Source organism: Pedobacter frigidisoli (assembly GCF_004331675.1).
Taxonomy (GTDB): domain Bacteria; phylum Bacteroidota; class Bacteroidia; order Sphingobacteriales; family Sphingobacteriaceae; genus Pedobacter; species Pedobacter frigidisoli.
On the sequence record NZ_SJSN01000016.1, the window covers coordinates 55679 to 75301 of the forward strand.

Below are 19623 nucleotides of genomic sequence, written 5' to 3' on the forward strand. Positions count from 1 at the left end.
TTTATATAAGTTTAGTTGTTTACCAGTTTATTTTTTCTTTGTTTAAGAATGATGTAATACCTTTTTTAAAATCTTCACTTTCTCTAACACGAGCATTTATTTGTACAGCGAACTCCAAGCTTTTTTCCAATAGGGGATTTGTAGTTTGGTTAATCAATTGTTTTGTAATCATTAACGAATTTCCCGAACTACCTCTACACAAATTTAATGCAAATTCTTTAACTGTAAGATGAATCTCTGATGAATTTGTTACATAATTTATCAAATTATATTGAAGCGCTTTTTCTGCGGAAAAGGTTTTACCTGTTAATAATAATTCCTTTGCGATGGTTTCATTAACCTTTTGCTTTAAAAAACAGGAAACTATGGCAGGAACAAAACCGATTTTAACTTCCGTATAGCCGAAATTACTCTCTGGCGTAGCAAAAACAATATCACAGATGGTTGCCAAACCGCATCCACCTGCAATGGCATGACCCTCAACTTGAGCAATAACAACCTTTGGTAAATAGTAAATGGTAGTGAAAAGTTTTTTCAGGTTATTAGAATCAGCAACGTTTTCTTCAAAGGTATTGTGTTGTAATTGTTGAAGATATTCTAAATCTGCACCGGCACTAAAAGTACCACTATTCGCTTTTAATATTACTACTTTAACCAAGTCATCTTCTGATGCCCGAATAAAAGTTTCGGTCAATTCAGCAATCAATTGCGGATTTAAGGCATTCCGTTTTTCAGGTCTGTTAATGGTTATTGTGGCAATTCTATCTTCCACGCTGTACAAAACCAAGTTGTTCATGTTATTGGGTTAGGTAAACCAAATATGCAGGATTTTTCTTTAAAACATGTGGCTGAGCTTTATTATTCTCGGCAAAATTTTTAAACGCCGCAATTTTATAATCTTTGTTGGTTGCATCAATAATTACATTTTTAAACTCAATTTCCTTTGGAAGATTCTCTATTTTAAACTTATTATTTCCTGTTAGCCAAATACTTGAGAACTTTCCTTTAACAGATAAAATTTTATAGTTCATATGCTCATCAATCAGGAGGATGTTGTATGTATCAAATACGATTTGATTATTTTTTTTAACAAAATGGCGCAAAATGGTATCTTGTTTTAAGCTGATAAAATTGATTTTATTTATTTGAGATTGTTCCAATGCAGGCTCGATAAAGAATTGATAGTTTTTATCATCATGAGACAAGTCCGTTAACAGTATCGTTTCCCGACCATTAATAAAAGCCGCTGCATAGTTTTTTCTTAGCGTAAAAAAGATAATTTTCTTTTGATGAATAGCTGTCCAATTATCGTAGGTTATCATTGAAATGTATCCTATATAAACTGCAAACGACGCAAACAAGAATTTCTTATTGAATTTCACCAGAGCATAAACGAATAATCCTAAAGCGAAAGTCAACAAAATTAGTTCAGGTAAATTAATCCAAACTGATGAAACCGTTGAATAGGGTAAATCAGCAATCCATTTTAAAACAGTGTTTGTAGTAACGATTATCCATTCGAAAATCGGAGAAAGTTTATCCACTAATGGAACTAAAACGCCGATTCCCAAAATCATAATAAGGATTAAGGGAATAGAAATGAACAGATTTCCCAATAAAAAATAAATAGGGAACTGATGGAAATAATATATGCAAAGCGGAAACGTAACCAATTGAGCTGATAAAGAAAGTGCAATCAATTCCCAAATTTTATTCAGCCATTTATTCTTAACATAAAGCCATTTATAAATTTTTGGTTGAAGATAAATTAGTCCAAAAACGGAAATATACGAAAGCTGAAAACCAACATCCCAAATCAAAAACGGATTGTAAACCAGTTGGCAAAATGCTGCAAAAGCTAGAGTGTTATATCCGTTTTTATTTCTAGCGAATGTTCTGGCGATAATAAAAATGGTAATCATGGTTGCTGCCCGAACAACAGATGGTGAAAGACCTGTGATTAATGAATAAACCCAAATTAAACTGCAGATTAAAACGAATTTAAAGATTTTTAGGAATCGTTTTTTATCCAAAAAAGCCAGACAAATATCTAACACAAAGAAAATTATCGCAACATGACTACCAGAAACTGAAAGTGCATGGATGGTTCCAGTTTTGGAATATGCAGCCAAAGTTTCTTTACTTAAATCTGCACGGTAACCTAAAATTAAGGTAGAAGCTACTGCGAATGCCTCATCATTTTTAATGAGTTTTCGGTACTTTGCAACCTGTTTTTCTCTTAAATCCAAAGCTAGCTTGATAATTGGATTTCCAATATTTCGGTTTGTTTTAAGTAAATGATTTTGGTTTATGAAAGTTTGTTCATAAACATTCTGACCCGCCAACCAGCGTTTAAAATCAAATTCAGCAGGATTGTACGGCTGCTCAACTTCCAAATATTTCGCCGAGATAACTAATTCATCTCCATATTTTAAATGAATAGGATGGAGGCTATCTACTTTTAAAGCCAAGAGGAGTTGTCCGCTGAGTTTAATTTGTTTTAAGTTTTCGTAACCCGAAACTACTCGTGCTTTAAATCTTAAAATATCATTGGTTTGTTCAGGTTCATCGTTTATCCAAATTTTTAAGTACGTGTAATTCCTATTTGCGAAGTAATCAGATTTAAGCTTTTCGTTGTTTAAAACACAAAGTAATCCGCCGAAAGCAAAGAAGAAAGAGAAGATTAAAATTCCCGTTAAACCTTTGAATTTATAAGCGTTGAGTTTTTTATAGGTGATATTGATGGTTAAAATAGAAAAAAGAATTAATGCTGATGCAATTGCCAAAATCAAAATTATTTTTCCAGTCGGGAAGAAATAAAAAACACCAATCCCAATTAAAAATGGAAGTAGCATTCTGGCGAAAATATATTCTGCTTTAAACATATTTAAAATTGATACCTCAACTGAATTTTTACTTCCGATTTTTTATTGCCTTGAATTTCATCGAGATAGGTTCCAACCGTCTCTACATCTTTATAAATGAACATGGCATATCTTGCCCAAATATTTAGCTTCTTGGCTAAATTATATTTCAAGTTTAAATAGGTTCTGAAACCTTTTCCGCTATACATCCCGAAAGCGAAACTGTATAAAACATCATCTTCATAGGCGTAAATTCTGCTGTTATAACTTGGCGTATCGAAGTAAGCTATTCGAAAATTTCCTGTTATTTTTGAGAACATTGGCGAGTAATCAACATCCTGATAAATCAAATAACCGAATTCACGATTAGCATCACCTTTTTTATATTGAGAAACCTCAGCTCGATTTTGGAAACTCCATTTCTTATTTAATTGCCAACTCACTTCAACTCGATAACCCTCTTTCTTTACATCATCCAAAAAGTTAATGGGAACATCCAAATCGGTATTTTGATGTTTGTTTTCGGTTTTAAATCTTACTAAAACTTTAAAGGTTTTGCTTGGTGTATAAACTGCCTGACTTAAAATCTCATAACCGTTTGATGGTGCATCAACACGATATTTTAACCATGGAAACTGAAAGTAATCGCCATATATCGAAAATGCCCATCGTTTATTTGGCGTGATGTTTAAACCAGCATATAATCCTTTTTCGTTTATTGCTTCGCTTGCCTCGGCCAAAGCCTGATTAAAAAAGTTATGGTAATCTTTTGCGTAATTGCGGTAAGTTATAGCTGCTGAAACTGTAGGAGATAAACTGATTAATGCACCGTTTACATAAGCCAAGCCGCTATTCAAACTTTTCCCTAACTCGCCGAAGAAGTAAATATTCTTATAAGTGTAATTGTAATAAGCACCAACATTCGTCAGCGAGTTTCCTGTAAAACTGAATCTATCATAAACAGCAGTTTGTGTGATGAAACTGTTTCCGTATTTACTTTGATAGGCAATTGCGCCAATACCCAATTCGTTTTTGGTATATTGAAGAGCAGCTCCGTAAATCTGCTGACTTAGAGAATTTTTATTTTCAATTTCGGTTGGTGTTCTGTGGTAACCGCTTTGATTGATGGTTGCTTGAACGAGATTTCCATCAAAATCTACATCCTGGCTTGCATCCAAATTTCTAAACGAAACGAAAGGAGTGATGTCGATATTTTTGTAGAGATTAATCGTTGCCGATACACCTCTCAAGAATGAATATTCATTGGCTGAAGTGTAAGGTCGCAGGCCTAAATCTTTCTTGGCTACACTCGTAACATCAGGTCCTTTACCAAAAGCAAAACCCGACCACATGGTTACGCCTTGGCCAAATTGTAGCGTATAATCTCCAACAACGAGTTTCTTAACCCGACCTAATTTAAATAGCGCAATATTTCCAGAAAAATAATCAAACGGTTTTCCAATGAATTTCTCTCCAGCATCTTTATCTAATGTTATGGCTGCTGAAACGATTGTTCCATAATGATATCGATAGCGAGTTTGAAACCGCTCAGGAGAACCTAAATATCTGTTTCCAGGCAAATCTGTAAATCCTTTTTGCTTTTGCAAAGTTTGAGCAAACCGCATCACTAAATCGCTTTCTCCTAAATTGAGAATATTTTTGAATGTAAGTTTCTCGTATTCAGTAGTTGCATTTAAAGTAACAAATGGCAGTAAGCTTTGAACGGTTCTCACATCAAAACCATCAATACTTTGCAGTTCCAAGGCATCAACAAAATTTCCGTTTTCTTTAACGTAAGCGAAGAAATTACTGATTTGCAGTGGCGATAAAAACACTAAAGTTTTCAACTCTTCGGGTGTGGTTTTATTCAAATTAATCGGATGTTTGCGATACCTGGTCAATACATCAATTAATTCCGTCATATCGTAATCATCAGGAAGATTTTCGGTTACACTTTCCAAAATATCACGAACATCAACTTCTTGCTCGGGAATTTGCGCATTTGCAATGAAACCCATCATTACAAACACCAATGTTATCAACCTAAAACGCATATCCAACGGCAATTTGAGGTGCATAACCCAGATTGGCATCATAAGTAGTTGCCATATCTAACAAGAATTTTTTATAATTTAAACCGAAGCCAGCGTATTGTTTAAACGGTTTGGCGCTTAACCCGCCACGTAAACTCAATAAATCGATAATTTTATAATCGATGCCCAAACTGACATCGATAGATTGATTAATTGCCTTACTGACTGATGTTGCAATTAAAACTTTATCGGATACTAAATAACTTGCCCCAATATTAAATGAAGTCGGTATTTCTGCTAAAACTTCTTTACCGCTAAATTTTTGTTTTGATGGATTGCTGACGAAAATCCCGAAAGTAAATTCTTTACTGAATTGATAAAGTGCGCCAACATCTATAGAAAAACCCGTTGATGAGCCATAGTTAGCAATTTTGAGTTGATGGTAATTTCCGTTTAAAGCGATGGATAATTTATCGCTAAACTTTTTCGCATATGCAAACCCGATTTTGCTTTCATTGTATTCAGTAAACCCATATCGCTGAAAGCTGGCACCAGCAAAATTATTTTTGAATGGAATAACAGCGACCAAAGCTTGAGTGCTAATCTCGTTACTAAAAAGATGTTTAATGTAATTTATTGAAACAGTAGGCCGTTCAAGAGCTGTAATTCCTGATGGATTTGCCTGCAATGCCCATACATCGGTAACGGCTGCGCCATTGTTGCCCATAGCTGTAAGCCTTGGACCCAAATTGTTTTGAGCAAATAAATAAAAAGGCGTGAGGGAGATTAACAATACATTCCATATCTTCATTTGAGGGCGTTAAAACCAGTAAATAAAAAATAGGGGTGATTGTTGTTGGTTGTTCTAATGTAGAGAAAATTTAATCTAAAACAAAAAAATTGTTGTTGAGGTAATAATTGATTAAATTTGATTTATGGAAAAATCAAATATTAATTTTGATACTTTGGTAGATACAATGTATAATCTACCTTTAGAAGATAGATTAGAATTGAAAGATTTGCTTGAACAGAGTATTGCCGATTCACGTAGAAATGAAATTGAGGTAAATATAAAAGCAGCTAAAAAAGAGCATAAAACAGCTGGGCTTAAATTTTCATCTGATATCAATCAGCTTAAGAAAATGTTGTAATGGAAGTTGCTTTTAGTGATTCCTTTAAAAAAGCATTCAAAGAGCGTATTCAAAATAAATCAGCAGAGATAGTGTTTTGGGATAAATTAAATCTATTTATTGAAGACCCTTTTAGTTCTAAATTGAAAACACATAAACTTTCTGGTAAACTTAAAGGTTCTTGGAGTTTCTCTGTAGAATATGATTTAAGAGTTGTTTTCTTTTTCACCAAGGATAAACCCATGAAAGCCGTATTAGTAGATATTGGTAACCATGATGAAGTTTACTGATTACAACTCCTCTGCCAAGCCAACCAAAAATCCTTTCAGTTTTTCCAACGAATCAATAATCTTTTGATTCTCTTTTACGCCAGATTTGTTATTCTTTAAATAATCTTTTGCACCTTTTAAAGTGAAGCCTTTTTCATCAACCAAATTGAAGATAATCTTTAAATTTTCAATGTCTTCTGGAGTGAATAATCGGTTACCTTTCTTGTTTTTCTTAGGTTGAAGAATGTCGAATTCCTTTTCGTAAAAACGGATTTGTGATGCGTTTACATTAAACATTTCAGTCACTTCGCCCATTGTATAATACATTTTATTGATGTCTCTTTCTTTATACGGCATAACTTGTGCTTGATTATTAAGGTTTTACAACGATTAATTAAAGTATTCAAATGTAGCTCGATTTTTCCTGATTAACGCAATAAAATTTTAATTTTGTTCCTCCAATAATATACTAATGACAGCACAAGAGATAAGACAGGCATTCCTAGAATTTTTTAAAGAGAAACAACATCATATTGTTCCATCGGCACCGATTGTGGTTAAAAACGACCCAACGTTAATGTTTACCAACGCCGGAATGAATCAATTTAAAGATTTGTTTTTAGGAGAAGCGCCAATTAAATATCCTCGTGTTGTCGATACACAGCGTTGTTTGCGAGTATCGGGCAAGCATAACGATTTGGAGGAAGTTGGTATCGATACTTACCACCATACCATGTTCGAAATGTTGGGCAATTGGAGCTTTGGCGATTATTTTAAGAAAGATGCTATCGATTGGAGTTGGGGATTATTGACTGAAGTTTATAAAATTCCGAAAGAAAAATTATATGTTACCTATTTTGAGGGTGATGAGAAAGAGGGTTTAGCGAAAGACCAGGAGGCTTACGACCTTTGGAAACAATATGTTGATGAAAGCCATATTTTACCTGGAAATAAAAAAGATAATTTTTGGGAAATGGGCGATACGGGTCCTTGCGGGCCTTGCTCGGAAATTCATGTAGATTGCCGTACTTATGAAGAAAAAGCTTCTGTTGATGGCGCAACTTTGGTAAATGCCGACCATCCGCAGGTTATTGAAATCTGGAATAATGTATTTATGCAGTTTAACCGTTTAAAGGATGGTTCGCTGCAAAGTTTACCAGCTAAGCACGTTGATACAGGAATGGGTTTCGAGCGTTTGGTGCGTGTTTTACAAGAAAAATCTTCCAATTACGATACTGATGTTTTCCAACCGATGATTCAGTTTATCGCTGAGAAATCTGGAGTTAAATATGGCGTAGATGAAAAAACTGATATTGCAATGCGTGTTATGGCCGACCATATTCGTGCTATTTCGTTTGTAATTGCCGATGGTCAGTTGCCATCAAATAACAAAGCTGGCTACGTTATCCGCAGAATTTTACGTCGTGCTGTGCGTTATGCTTATACATTTTTGAACTTTAAAGAACCGTTTTTAAATCAATTGGTTCCATTATTAGCTGAACAGTTTAAGGGCGTTTTTGATGAATTAATTTCTCAACAGGATTTCGTTCAGAAAGTTGTTTTGGAAGAAGAGGTTTCTTTCTTGAGAACTTTATCTACAGGAATTCAGCGTTTTGAAAAATATCAAGCTTCCAATAATTTAGTCGAGGGGAACTTTGCTTTCGAACTATCAGATACTTTCGGTTTTCCAATCGATTTAACTGAATTAATGGCCAGAGAAAAGGGTTGGATTGTTGATCTAGCTGGATATGAGCAAGCACTTAAAAAACAAAAGGATGATAGTCGTGCCGCTACAGCAATTGATACAGGCGATTGGATTACCGTGAACACTGATGACCAAAGTGAATTTGTAGGTTACGATGATTTAGAAATTGAAACTGAAATTTTAAAATACCGCAAGGTTAAGGCAAAAGGTAAAGAACAATATCAAATCGTTTTGCGCCAAACACCTTTTTATGCGGAGAGCGGTGGTCAGGTTGGAGATACTGGTCGTTTAGAAGACCATAGTCGCCAGTTTTGGGTTGATATTACTGACACTAAAAAAGAGAACGGCTTAACGGTTCACTTCGCAGATATTCTTCCTGATAATTTGGAGGGCAAATTTTGGGCGGTTGTTGATGAAGATAAACGTGTTTTAACGGAAGATAATCACTCGGCAACGCACTTATTACACGCTGCACTTAAACAAGTTTTAGGAAAGCATGTAAATCAAAAAGGTTCATTAGTGAATGCTGATTATTTGCGTTTCGATTTTTCTCATTTTGCAAAAGTAACTGACGAAGAATTGGCTCAAATTGAGGTAATTGTGAATAAGAAAATTAGACAGAACATCAAATTAAAAGAGCAAAGAAATGTTCCGTATCAGGATGCGATTGAAAGTGGTGTAACTGCTTTATTCGGGGAAAAATATGGCGATTTTGTTCGTATGATTACTTTTGATGACCATTTCTCGAAAGAACTTTGCGGTGGTACACACGTTAAAGCGACTGGACAAATCGGTTCATTCAAAATTATATCAGAGAGTGCAGTTGCAGCTGGTGTTCGCAGAATTGAGGCAATTACCGCTGATAAAGCTGAACAATATTTCTTAGACCAACGTAAGGAGCTCGGACATTTGAAAGCTTTATTAAACGGCTCAAAGGATTTATCAGCATCGGTTCAAGCTTTGCTTGATGAAAATGCCAAGCTGAAAAAAGAGATTGAAAAATCTACCTTGGAGCGTGTAAATACATTGAAGCATGAAATTGTGCACCATGTTCGTGGAATAAATGGCGTAAACCTCATTGCAAAACACATCGATTTACAAAGCGCTGATGCGGTCAAAAATCTTGCTTTCTCGCTGAAAGATATGATTGATAATTTGTTTCTAGTATTTACTACAGAAATTGATGGCAAACCTGGAATTACAGTCATGCTATCTGATGACTTGGTTAAGAAAGGAATGAATGCATCGAACATTGTTCGTGAGTTAGGTAAGGAAATTCAAGGTGGTGGTGGTGGACAGCCGTTTTACGCAACTGCAGGCGGTAAAAATTCTGCTGGTTTGAAAGCTGTTTTAGAAAAGGCTGAGGGGTTTATAATTCTGTAGTTCATCATTAAACAAATCGTCGATTCGACTTCTGCGGAGAAATCTTTGTAAAGAATACATTGTTCAAAGATTTCTCTGTTTCACAACGCTTCAATCGAAAATGACGACTTGAATTTTGGTTTCTGTAAAAAAAATTACTGTATCTTCCACTTAAACCCGATTGAAGTGAAAATACTTTTAAAATTTGTAGCGACCCCGAAAAATCTGTCATGCTGAGGAACGAAGCATCTGTAACCTATGAAACAGATTCTTCATTCCTCAGAATGACAGTAGTTTTTTTAAAAGATTTGAACGAAAAGCGGGACCGAACCAAACAAAATAACTTCTACAATTGCTTTCCAAATAAAATATATAACCTTGAAATCAAGATTTTATACCGCATAAAAAAAAGAGGCCCGAAAGCCTCTTTTGTATCTTAATGTCTGCCTTTTCCATGACCTCTATCAGAATGGCCTCTTCCTGAGAATCCTCTTCCACCAGCGCGATTGTCGAAGTGCTTGTTGTAAGACCTGTAATTATTTCGTGGCGAACTGTATCTAACTGGTCCTCGACCGCCGTATGATGAACGGTAGTAATTTGAGTGATTTGCATACCTAACACGGTGTGTGTTGTAACTGCGATAAGGACTGTTTCCGTACATTACAACTTTTCTTCCGTGGTTCAAATTGTAGCCTGTATATCTTGCAGGCAAATATCTCGACCTTGTCCAACGGTTACCGCTTAAGTAAACAAACTGCCTTTGTGGAACGTAATAGTAAGATTGAACTTCTGGAAGATAATAATAATTAACGTTCTGATAACCAGCAGGAACCCATGTAGGTTGTGTGCCGATATTTACGTTTAAACTTACTTGAGCGTTAGATTGATTAGATGTTAAAGCCACGATACCTACAATCGCAGAGATAATTAATAACTTTTTCATAATCGGTTTTTTTGTGTGTGATAACAATAATTCAAACGCTGTGCCAAAATTTCTATTGTAACAGAGATATAAAAAAAGGGAACTTCTCTCGAAATTCCCTTACAAATATTCAAAGCAAATTAATGCTTGCCTTTACCATTTCCGTGGCCTTTTCCGTTATTTCCGTTTCCCTTGTTTCCTTTACCATAGATTTTTTTAGCTTGACCTGGAGGCATTCCATGTGGATGACCTTTCACGACATAATATTTGCTATCACGACTATCTCTAATGACCAACTGACCTTTATTGCCTTTATATTTGGCGTATTTTACTTTATCATTCTTGAAATTTAAGTACGGTTTTGGGGAATTAATTACAACCTTATAACCATTATACAAGTTGTAATTGCCGTACCTTGATGGCAAACTATTAGCGAAAACCCAATCATTTCCATTTAAATAAACAAATTGTTTTTGGGGAACATAATAGTAACTCTCTACATCAGGAAGATAATAGTAATCTGCATGGTCATAACCTGTTGGCCCCCAAAGTGGTTGTTGGCCAATGTTTACATTAACATTCAATTGTGCTTTCGCTTGAATGCTGAAGAATGAAACCATCATTACTGCAGCAACTAAAAATAACCTTTTCATATTCGATTTAATTTATGTGTTTACTTTTATTTTCAAAGCCCGTGCCACAAAGTGTTAAATAAAAAAAGGGAGCTTCTTTCGAAACTCCCTTTAGCACAACTAAATATATTTTTTAATGACGGCCATTACCTTTTTCTCCACCTCTTTCAGGGCGATTATTGTCACCTTTGTTATTATTCCCGCCTCTGTTATCATTTCCACGACCATTATTTTGAACTGGTCTTGAGTTTTGATTAACCTTTACAACAGTTTTTTGTGTGCGATTTGGGCGATTATTATTGTTGTTTACAACCACGGTTTTGTTTCCATTATAGTTCGGATGGCCTTTTACTACATAATATTTTGTATCGCGACTATCTCTGATTACCGCCTGCCGACCATTATAGTTTTTGAATTTACTATATTTTGTAACGTAAACATTATTTCTTAAATATGGTCTTGGTTCGTTTACAACAACTTTATAAGCTCTATACAAATCGAAATTTCCATATTGAGCAGGCAAACTATTTACCCAAACCCAACGACCGCCATTTGAATAAATGTACTGACCAGACGGAACATAATAATAAGCATCGATATCTGGAAAGTAATAATAATCTACATGATTATAACCTGTTGGTCCCCAAACTGGTTGTTGACCAATATTGATGTTCAAGCTAACTTGTGCTTTTGCATTGTTTATGCTGAATAATGAAACCATCAAAACTGCAGCAAATAATACTAACTTTTTCATAACGTTTTTAAATTAAAGGTTTCTTGTGTGTTTGGTTAATAGACGAGCGCCTTGATGCTTAGTTTAATTGTGGTAATTCGTTTTAACATTCTTTAACTATATTTGCCTGCTCATTACATTTAAAGGCATCATTTTAATATGAGTTTAGGGACAACCGAAAACAACTACGAACTCGTTTCAGGACTGGAAATTCATGTTCAGTTAAATACCAATACCAAAATATTCTCTGCTGATAGTGCTTCTTTCGGGGCTTTGCCTAATCAAAATATATCTACCGTATCGTTGGCTTTGCCTGGTGCTTTGCCGAAATTGAATAAAGAAGTGGTTGCGAAAGCAATACGTATTGGCTTGGCCTTAAACTGTACCATCAATCAAATTAATCACTTCGATAGAAAAAATTATTTCTATGCGGATTTGCCAAAGGGATATCAGATTACGCAGGATAATCAACCGATTTGTATAAATGGTTTTCTTGAAGTAGAGTTAGCTGATGGTATGACCAAAAAAATCGGAATCAACAGAATCCACCTGGAAGAAGATGCAGGTAAAAGTATCCACGACCAGGATGATAATTATTCGTTGGTAGATTTAAACCGTGCTGGTGTACCGTTAATCGAGATTGTTACCGAACCTGATATCCGCAGTGCGGAAGAAGCATCGGCTTTATTGAGTGAGATTAGAAAACTGGTTCGCCATTTAAATGTGAGCGATGGCAACATGGAAGAGGGTAGTTTGCGTTGCGATGCAAATATTTCTATCCGCCCGAACGGCTCGACAGAATTCGGAACACGTTGCGAAGTAAAAAACCTAAACTCGATGCGTAACGTACGTAGGGCGATGGATTTTGAATTTGGCAGACAAGTAGAAGTGATTTCAAATGGTGGAAGAATTATTCAGAGTACGCTAAACTTTGATGCGGATAAAGGTACAACATCGCCGATGCGTACCAAGGAAGAAGCAAATGATTATCGCTATTTCTCTGACCCTGATTTGCAGCCCATTTCTATTTCTGATGATTGGTTGGCAGAAATTAAATCGGCAATGCCTGCATTACCAAATGAGATTTCGAAACAAATGGTTGCAGAATTTGGTATTAGCAAAGCTGATGCTACATTATTTGCTGAAGATGTTGATTTGCTTACCTATTTTCATCAGGCTTTGCCTAAAGTAAATAATAAGAAAACCTTAATAAATTGGCTAATCGGCCCGATTAGAGCAATATTAAGCGATAAAGGAATAACGATTATAGATTATAAAGTTAAACCAGAAGAACTGGCTGTTGCTATCAATTTAGTTGATGATAAAAAGCTTACGCAGCAAATTGCCATTCAACAGTTATTGCCTGCTATTGAAAAAAAGGAAAATGCTGATGTTGCCGATTTAGCTCAATCACTAAACCTCTTAATTTCCGAGAACGGAGATGAATTGAGTGGCTTTATTGATGAAGTGTTAAATAAATATCCGCAACAGGTTGAAGCGTATAAAAAAGGCAAAAAAGGCGTTTTAGGTTTGTTTGTTGGCGATGTAATGAAGTTGGCAAAAGGCAAGGCAGACGCTAAAAAATTAAATGAATTGATACTTGAAAAACTAAAATAATGAGATTAAAAAACTTAAGCCTTATCGTATTAATCGCGATTGCTTTGACAGCTTGTAAACCAAAAGACAGTTTTACCATTGATGGAACTTTCCAGAATCCTGGCACGGAAAAGAAAGTATTTTTATACGGCATGCAAAGCAGCCAAATGGTGGCTATTGATTCTACCAATTTATCAGAAAAAGGTGAATTTAAATTTATTCGTAAAACACCATCGGTTGATTTTTTCAGGGTTTCTGTTGGCAATCACGAATTTATGTTAATTGCAAAAAATGGCGATGGCATTAAATTAGAGGCCGATTTGGCTGATAAAACAATGGCATACAAAATTTCTGGTGCTAACGAGGTAGAGAAATTATCAGAGTTAAATACCATCAGAAATAACTTTGCTAAACAGGTGGAAAAATTGCAAGTAGATTTCGAGGCTAAAGTGGCTAAGCAGCCTCAAAACAGGGCAACAATTTTGGAGGAAATGAAACCTCAATATGAATCTTATATCAAGCAACTGAATACTCAAATATTAAAATTCGCTGCAGATAACAAAGGAACTTTAGCAAGTTTTTATGCGATGAATACTTTGAGTCCGCAGGAGTTTGAAGCAGAATTGGTGAAATTTGCTGATGAAGTAAAAGAAGAGATTAAAGGTAATGCAACTGTTGACGCTTTTATTAAACAAATGGCTCTATTAAAAACCGTTCAGGTAGGACAAGTTGCGCCAGCATTTACGGTTAATACTGCTGATGGAAAGCCAGTAAGTTTATCTGATTACAAAGGAAAATATGTACTTGTTGATTTTTGGGCTTCGTGGTGCCAACCTTGTCGCCAGGAGAACCCAAATGTGGTTAAGGTTTACAATAAATACAAAACGAAGAACTTCGATATTTTAGGGATTTCGTTAGATACTGATAAAGCAGCCTGGTTAGGCGCTATTAATGCAGATGGTTTAATGTGGACTCACGTTTCAGAATTGAAAGATTTTAATGGAGAAACGGTTAAAAAATACCAAGTTCAAGCCATTCCAACATCTTACTTAATTGACCCAACGGGTAAAATCGCTGCTAAAAACCTGCGTGGCGATGAACTGGATGCGTTTTTAGGAAAAACGTTACGTTAAAAAAAACTCAATGTTAAACTAATTTAAGTCGTTAACAATTTCTTAACTTAGGCTTAACTAAAAATTACATCAGAGACACTACTTTCGTAACAAATATTTAACTATGAATAACGCAGGTCAGAAAATATTAATTGTTGATGATGAACCAGATATTCTGGAACTGATTGAGTACAACTTAAAAAAAGAGGGTTATCAGGTTTTTACAGCATCTAACGGTCAAGAGGGAATTACTGTTGCCAAAAAGGTTCATCCAGATTTAATAATTCTGGATATTATGATGCCAAAAATGGATGGAATTGAGGCTTGCCGTTTAATGAGAGCTATTCCTGAATTCAAAAATACGTTCATGGTTTTCTTAACCGCAAGGAGCGAAGAGTATTCTGAAATCGCTGGTTTTAATGTTGGTGCCGATGATTATATCGCAAAACCGATTAAACCACGTGCTTTGGTGAGTCGTATCAACGCTATTCTAAGAAGAAACTCTGGAACTGAAGAAGTATCAGAAAACAAATTAGAAATTGGCGATTTAGTTATCGACCGTGAAGCTTATTTAGTTTTTCAAGGCGGAAATAAAGTGGTTTTGGCGAAGAAAGAATTTGAGTTGTTATATCTTTTGGCATCGAAACCTGGTAAAGTTTACACCCGCGAATCCATCCTTAAAAATATTTGGGAAGATTCGGTTGTGGTAACCAATAGAACCATTGACGTTCACATCCGTAAATTACGCGAAAAATTAGGCGAAACTTATGTATCAACCGTAAAAGGTGTTGGTTATAAGTTCGAGCTTTCTTAGAAATAGATTTAAAATATTAAGCCGCAGATTCGCTGATTTATCAGAAAGTCTGCGGTTTTTTTAGGCTTTCGTCATTGCGAGGCACGAAGCAATCCTACAACGGTTGCTATAGCACCCAAAGCTTTAAGATTGCTTCGTGCCTCGCAATGACGTGATGTTCGAGAAGACTTCCTTATCCGTGTTTATCCTTTTTATATGTGGTTAATTTCTAAACCAATAAAATAAAATCCGTATTTTTGCGGCTCATTAATAACACCGCAGTTTGAAGTACCCAAATTTTAAAGACCTCATTATTTTCGAAGACAATGATTTCATTGTTATCAATAAACCACCATTTCTTGCCTCACTTGATGAAAGGGGTGGCTCTGGAGAAACCAATGTTCTACGTTTAGCAAAGCAGTATAGCGATGATGCACAGGTTTGCCATAGGTTGGATAAGGAAACATCAGGTGCTTTAATTATTGCGAAAAATCCAGAGGCTTATCGTCATGCATCTATGCAGTTCGAGCGTAGAAAGGTAAATAAAACTTATCATGCCGTGGTAGATGGTCATGTTATTTTCGATGAACTGTTAGTCGATTTGCCAATCCTTAACGATGGAAATAAGAACGTAACCATCGATAGAGCTGAGGGAAAAAGAGCAGAAACCATTTTCGATTCCTTAAAATATTATAAGCATTATACTCTGGTAGAATGTAAACCAATTACAGGCCGTATGCACCAAATTCGTATTCACTTGGCTACGCAACGTGCGGCTATTGTAGGCGATGAAATGTATAAAGGAAAACCAGTTTTTCTTTCGTCAATTAAACGTGGCTACAAATTAACCAAAGGCGAAGAAGAGCAACCGATTATGAAACGTTTTGCGCTTCACGCCCGTCATTTAGTTTTCAAAGGAATGGACGATAACGATATTATCATCGACGCACCATACCCAAAAGATTTTGCTACGCTAATTAAACTGTTAGATAAGTTTGATGCCTAAACTCTAAAATCCGAATAAAATGTACGTCCGCTTTGTAAATTACCTTGATAAGATTAACCGATACCGGAAATCAAAAATATCAAACCGTAATTTCTTAGTGATACTTGCGGTTGTTGTTGGCGTTTTAGCAGGCTTAGCAGCAGCAGCTTTAAAAAGTTTAACGCATCACATCGAAGAATTTCTTCAATCAGATTGGCAATGGAAATACAAATACTATCTCTATTTGTTATTCCCGATGGTTGGAATATTTCTTACGGTTTTATACATCAAATACTTCATTCGCAAAAGCAAATTTGAAACAGGATTAACGCCCTTACTTTATGCGATTTCTAAAAAATCGAGCAGGGTTGAGGCACATAATATTTATTCGCAGATTATTACTGCAGCCGTTACGGTTGGTTTTGGTGGTTCAACAGGGCTGGAGGCACCAATTGTAACTAGTGGTTCAGCCATCGGCTCAAACTTAGGTCGGGTTTTAGGCTTATCCTATCGGGAAATAACCATGTTGGTGGCTTGTGGTGCGGCAGCAGGAATCGCTGGTGCATTTAATAGCCCTATTGCTGGGATTGTATTCGCAATCGAAATTTTACTTCCTGAATTTACCATTCCTGTATTTATTCCCTTGCTACTTTCAGCTGCTACTGCTGCAGTGGTAGCGAGATTGTTTTATACCCAACAACTGTTCTTCCTAGTTACCGAGGGATGGAAAGTAAATGCTTTGTTATACTATGTTATTTTGGCCTTGCTTATTGGTTTGTTTTCGATTTATTTCACCAAAGCAAATTATGCTGTAAAAGGATTTTTTTACAAAATCAAACATCCATATACCAAAGTAATTATAGGTGGTTTGATGCTTGGCGCTTTGGTTTTTCTTTTTCCAACGCTTTATGGTGAGGGTTACATCACCATAAAAAGTTTGCTAAAAGGAGATTATCTGGCTGTGATTAACAATAGCATTTTTTCGGACTACAATACCATTGCTGCGCTGGTTATTCTCTTTACAGTAGTTACAATTTTCATGAAATCAATTGCCACATTGGTTACTTTGGGTGCTGGTGGGAATGGAGGAACTTTTGCTCCAAGTTTAATCATGGGCGGATTGATTGGGTTTATTTTCGCTTATGTTGTTAATCTTTCAGGGATTGCGCAGTTAAACGTTTCGAATTTTATTGTTGCGGGGATGGCAGCGGCGTTAGGGGCAATTATGCATGCGCCTTTGACAGGTATTTTCTTAATTGCAGAAATTACAGGTGGCTATATTTTAATGGTTCCTTTGATGATTACAACGGCAATATCTTATGCTGTTAACCGAAGTTCTCAAAAGCATTCTATTTATACAAAAGCACTCGCCGATAAAGGCGAATTACTATCTCATGAGGATAAGGATACTACAGTTTTAAATCAGATGAAACTAAAATACCTGATTGAAAAAAACTATCCAACGCTAAATATGAATGATTTAATTTTTCTAAGGATGAATGAAATAGTTCAGTCGCATAAAAATATTTGCGCAGTTACCGATGAGTTAGGTGATTTTAAAGGAATTATTTATGTTGAAGAGGTTTTCAGCGAAATGATGAAGAATGATAAAAAAGATTCTTTGACCGCATCTTATTTAGTTCAGCAGGCACCAAATACCATTAATGAGAACGATGATTTAAAACTGGTTCTCGAAAAAATGGAACAAGAAAATGCATGGATTTTACCAGTTATCAATAACGAAAATCAGTACAAGGGTTTTGTTTCGAAAACAGCTATCTTCAATAAGTACAGGGCTTTACTGATGAGGCAGAATGATTACATGGGTTAAACCTTGATTAGATTTGTCATTCTAAGCTTGTCGAAGAACATCAAATTATAAATGCGTTTCGACAAGCTCAACGTGACAAAATATAAAATAATAAAAAAGGGATATCCAAAACTGAATATCCCTTTTTTATTATTGTTAAGCAAACATTTACTCCGCTCTCTTCAACCCAAATTTCTCAATCTTACTGTATAAATGGCTTCTTTGAATGTCAATCTCATCAGCAGTTTTGGAAACGTTCCAGTTGTTTTTCTCGAGTTTGAATTTGATAAATTCTTTTTCTGCGTGGTCTTTATAATCCTGGAAGTTATTGAAGCTATCAAAAGAAGACGACATGCCAGAACCGCCCGCAGCACCTGCAATTTGAGTGCTTGTTGCAGCGCCAATGTTTGTTCCTCCACCTGGGTTAGCAAAAGCACGAACATCATTTTCTGTAATCACCTTATCACTCAAAATAATTAAACGCTCAATCATATTGTGTAATTCACGAACGTTACCGGTCCACGGTAAAGCCTGTAAAGCAGCCATTCCGCCATCGTTAATTTTCTTAACAGGCATTCCATAATCATCGCAGATACGTTCTAAAAAGTTTTGTGCGATAACAGGAATATCATCAATACGTTCTGTTAAATGTGGAACATGAATATTGATTACGTTCAATCGGTGATACAAATCCATACGGAAATTACCATCTTCAATTTCTTTCAATAAATCCTTATTCGTTGCAGCTAAAACACGAACATTTACCTCGATTTCTTTTTCGCCACCAACACGAGAAATTTTATGTTCTTGTAAAGCACGAAGCACTTTTGCCTGTGCGGATAAGCTCATATCGCCAATCTCATCTAAGAATAAAGTTCCTCCATTAGCCAATTCAAATTTACCAATACGCTGTTTTACCGCTGAAGTAAATGAACCTTTTTCATGTCCGAATAATTCACTTTCGATTAATTCTGATGGAATTGCCGCACAGTTTACTTCAATTAAAGGACTATCGGCACGGTTAGATTTTTCGTGTAACCAACGGGCTACCAATTCCTTACCGCTACCATTTGCACCTGTGATTAATACACGAGCTTCGGTAGGTGCAACACGCTCAATAGTTTCCTTAATTTTAGAAATGCTTTCTGATTGACCTAAAATTTCGCGGGTTTTACTGGCTTTACGCTTTAAAACTTTGGTTTCGGTAACTAAATTTCCACGGTCTAAACCATTACGAACAGTAATTAATAAACGGTTTAAATCTGGAGGTTTTGAAATAAAATCGAATGCACCTTTTTTGCTGGCCTCAATTGCGGTTTCAACCGTTCCGTGACCAGAAATCATGATAAATGGCAAGTCAGGTTTGATAATTTGTGCCTGTTCAAGCACTTCCATACCATCCATCTTATTCATCTTGATATCGCAAAGCACCAAATCGAAGTTGGTTTTTTTAATCATTTCGAGGCCATCGATACCATTATCAATATCTTCAACTTCGTAATTTTCGTATTCAAGAATTTCGCGTAAGGTGCTTCTTATCGCCCGTTCATCATCAATTATTAATAGTTTGGCCATTCGGGATAGTTAATCTTAATTTAGATGCGAATATATTATATTTAAATTAATGTATAGTTTTTTATACAATAATTAAGGCTATAAACGGAAAAAGTATAAAAA

Annotated in this window: 17 protein-coding genes; 8 read left to right on the forward strand and 9 right to left on the reverse strand. The window is 35.6% G+C overall.

The window, feature by feature from the left end; genetic code table 11:
* Positions 1–19: 19 nt before the first annotated feature.
* The 4 genes from EZ449_RS17955 to EZ449_RS17970 are packed head-to-tail and all read right to left on the reverse strand — an operon-like array spanning position 20 to position 5708.
* Entirely contained in the window at positions 20–796 is a 777-nt protein-coding gene (locus EZ449_RS17955; RefSeq protein ID WP_131561463.1) for an enoyl-CoA hydratase/isomerase family protein, read from the reverse strand.
* 1 nt (position 797) lies between these two features.
* A complete protein-coding gene (locus EZ449_RS17960; protein WP_131561465.1) occupies positions 798–2885 on the reverse strand; it encodes a ComEC/Rec2 family competence protein in 2088 nt (695 codons plus the stop codon).
* A 2-nt stretch (positions 2886–2887) separates the two neighbouring features.
* Entirely contained in the window at positions 2888–4942 is a 2055-nt protein-coding gene (locus EZ449_RS17965) for a ComEA family DNA-binding protein (RefSeq protein WP_225872362.1), read from the reverse strand.
* Positions 4908–5708, reverse strand: a complete 801-nt coding sequence (locus tag EZ449_RS17970) for a PorV/PorQ family protein (protein WP_131561467.1) — start codon at positions 5706–5708, stop codon at positions 4908–4910. The genes EZ449_RS17965 and EZ449_RS17970 overlap by 35 nt, the downstream gene beginning before the upstream one ends.
* Positions 5709–5832: 124 nt before the next feature.
* On the opposite strand from EZ449_RS17970, the gene EZ449_RS17975 reads away from it, so the two are divergent.
* Together EZ449_RS17975 and EZ449_RS17980 are read left to right on the forward strand one after the other, a co-directional pair.
* The gene (locus tag EZ449_RS17975) at positions 5833–6048 is read left to right on the forward strand and encodes a hypothetical protein (RefSeq protein ID WP_131561470.1); all 216 of its coding nucleotides are present in this window, start codon (positions 5833–5835) and stop codon (positions 6046–6048) included.
* Positions 6048–6317, forward strand: a complete 270-nt coding sequence (locus EZ449_RS17980) for a type II toxin-antitoxin system RelE/ParE family toxin (RefSeq protein WP_131561472.1) — start codon at positions 6048–6050, stop codon at positions 6315–6317. Before EZ449_RS17975 ends, EZ449_RS17980 begins: the two co-directional genes overlap by 1 nt.
* On the opposite strand, the gene EZ449_RS17985 is transcribed toward EZ449_RS17980, so the two are convergent.
* On the reverse strand, positions 6318–6653 hold the full coding sequence (locus tag EZ449_RS17985; protein WP_131561474.1) for a MerR family transcriptional regulator: 336 nt from the start codon (positions 6651–6653) through the stop codon (positions 6318–6320).
* A 115-nt stretch (positions 6654–6768) separates the two neighbouring features.
* On the opposite strand from EZ449_RS17985, the gene alaS reads away from it, so the two are divergent.
* A complete protein-coding gene (gene alaS / locus EZ449_RS17990; RefSeq protein ID WP_131561476.1) occupies positions 6769–9384 on the forward strand; it encodes an alanine--tRNA ligase in 2616 nt (871 codons plus the stop codon).
* 415 nt (positions 9385–9799) lie between these two features.
* On the opposite strand, the gene EZ449_RS17995 is transcribed toward alaS, so the two are convergent.
* From EZ449_RS17995 to EZ449_RS18005, 3 genes are all read right to left on the reverse strand, one after another.
* Positions 9800–10306: a hypothetical protein gene (locus EZ449_RS17995; RefSeq protein WP_131561478.1), complete on the reverse strand. Its 507-nt coding sequence runs from the start codon at positions 10304–10306 to the stop codon at positions 9800–9802.
* A 119-nt stretch (positions 10307–10425) separates the two neighbouring features.
* Positions 10426–10938 carry a hypothetical protein gene (locus EZ449_RS18000; protein WP_131561480.1) on the reverse strand — a complete coding sequence of 171 codons (513 nt, stop codon included), beginning with the start codon at positions 10936–10938 and terminating at the stop codon, positions 10426–10428.
* A 112-nt stretch (positions 10939–11050) separates the two neighbouring features.
* A complete protein-coding gene (locus tag EZ449_RS18005) occupies positions 11051–11671 on the reverse strand; it encodes a hypothetical protein (RefSeq protein WP_131561482.1) in 621 nt (206 codons plus the stop codon).
* A 138-nt stretch (positions 11672–11809) separates the two neighbouring features.
* Between EZ449_RS18005 and gatB the strand changes: the two genes are divergently transcribed.
* From gatB to EZ449_RS18030, 5 genes are all read left to right on the forward strand, one after another.
* Complete coding sequence (gatB, locus tag EZ449_RS18010; protein WP_131561484.1) at positions 11810–13267, forward strand: Asp-tRNA(Asn)/Glu-tRNA(Gln) amidotransferase subunit GatB; 1458 nt, start codon at positions 11810–11812, stop codon at positions 13265–13267.
* A complete protein-coding gene (locus tag EZ449_RS18015; protein WP_131561486.1) occupies positions 13267–14379 on the forward strand; it encodes a TlpA disulfide reductase family protein in 1113 nt (370 codons plus the stop codon). The genes gatB and EZ449_RS18015 overlap by 1 nt, the downstream gene beginning before the upstream one ends.
* Positions 14380–14482: 103 nt before the next feature.
* On the forward strand, positions 14483–15172 hold the full coding sequence (locus EZ449_RS18020) for a response regulator transcription factor (protein ID WP_056870373.1): 690 nt from the start codon (positions 14483–14485) through the stop codon (positions 15170–15172).
* Between the two features lie 262 nt (positions 15173–15434).
* On the forward strand, positions 15435–16157 hold the full coding sequence (locus EZ449_RS18025) for an RluA family pseudouridine synthase (protein WP_131561488.1): 723 nt from the start codon (positions 15435–15437) through the stop codon (positions 16155–16157).
* A gap of 19 nt (positions 16158–16176) precedes the next feature.
* Positions 16177–17967, forward strand: a complete 1791-nt coding sequence (locus EZ449_RS18030) for a chloride channel protein (RefSeq protein WP_131561490.1) — start codon at positions 16177–16179, stop codon at positions 17965–17967.
* Positions 17968–18114: 147 nt separating this feature from the next.
* On the opposite strand, the gene EZ449_RS18035 is transcribed toward EZ449_RS18030, so the two are convergent.
* A complete protein-coding gene (locus EZ449_RS18035; protein WP_131561492.1) occupies positions 18115–19521 on the reverse strand; it encodes a sigma-54-dependent transcriptional regulator in 1407 nt (468 codons plus the stop codon).
* Between the last annotated feature and the right edge of the window lie 102 nt (positions 19522–19623).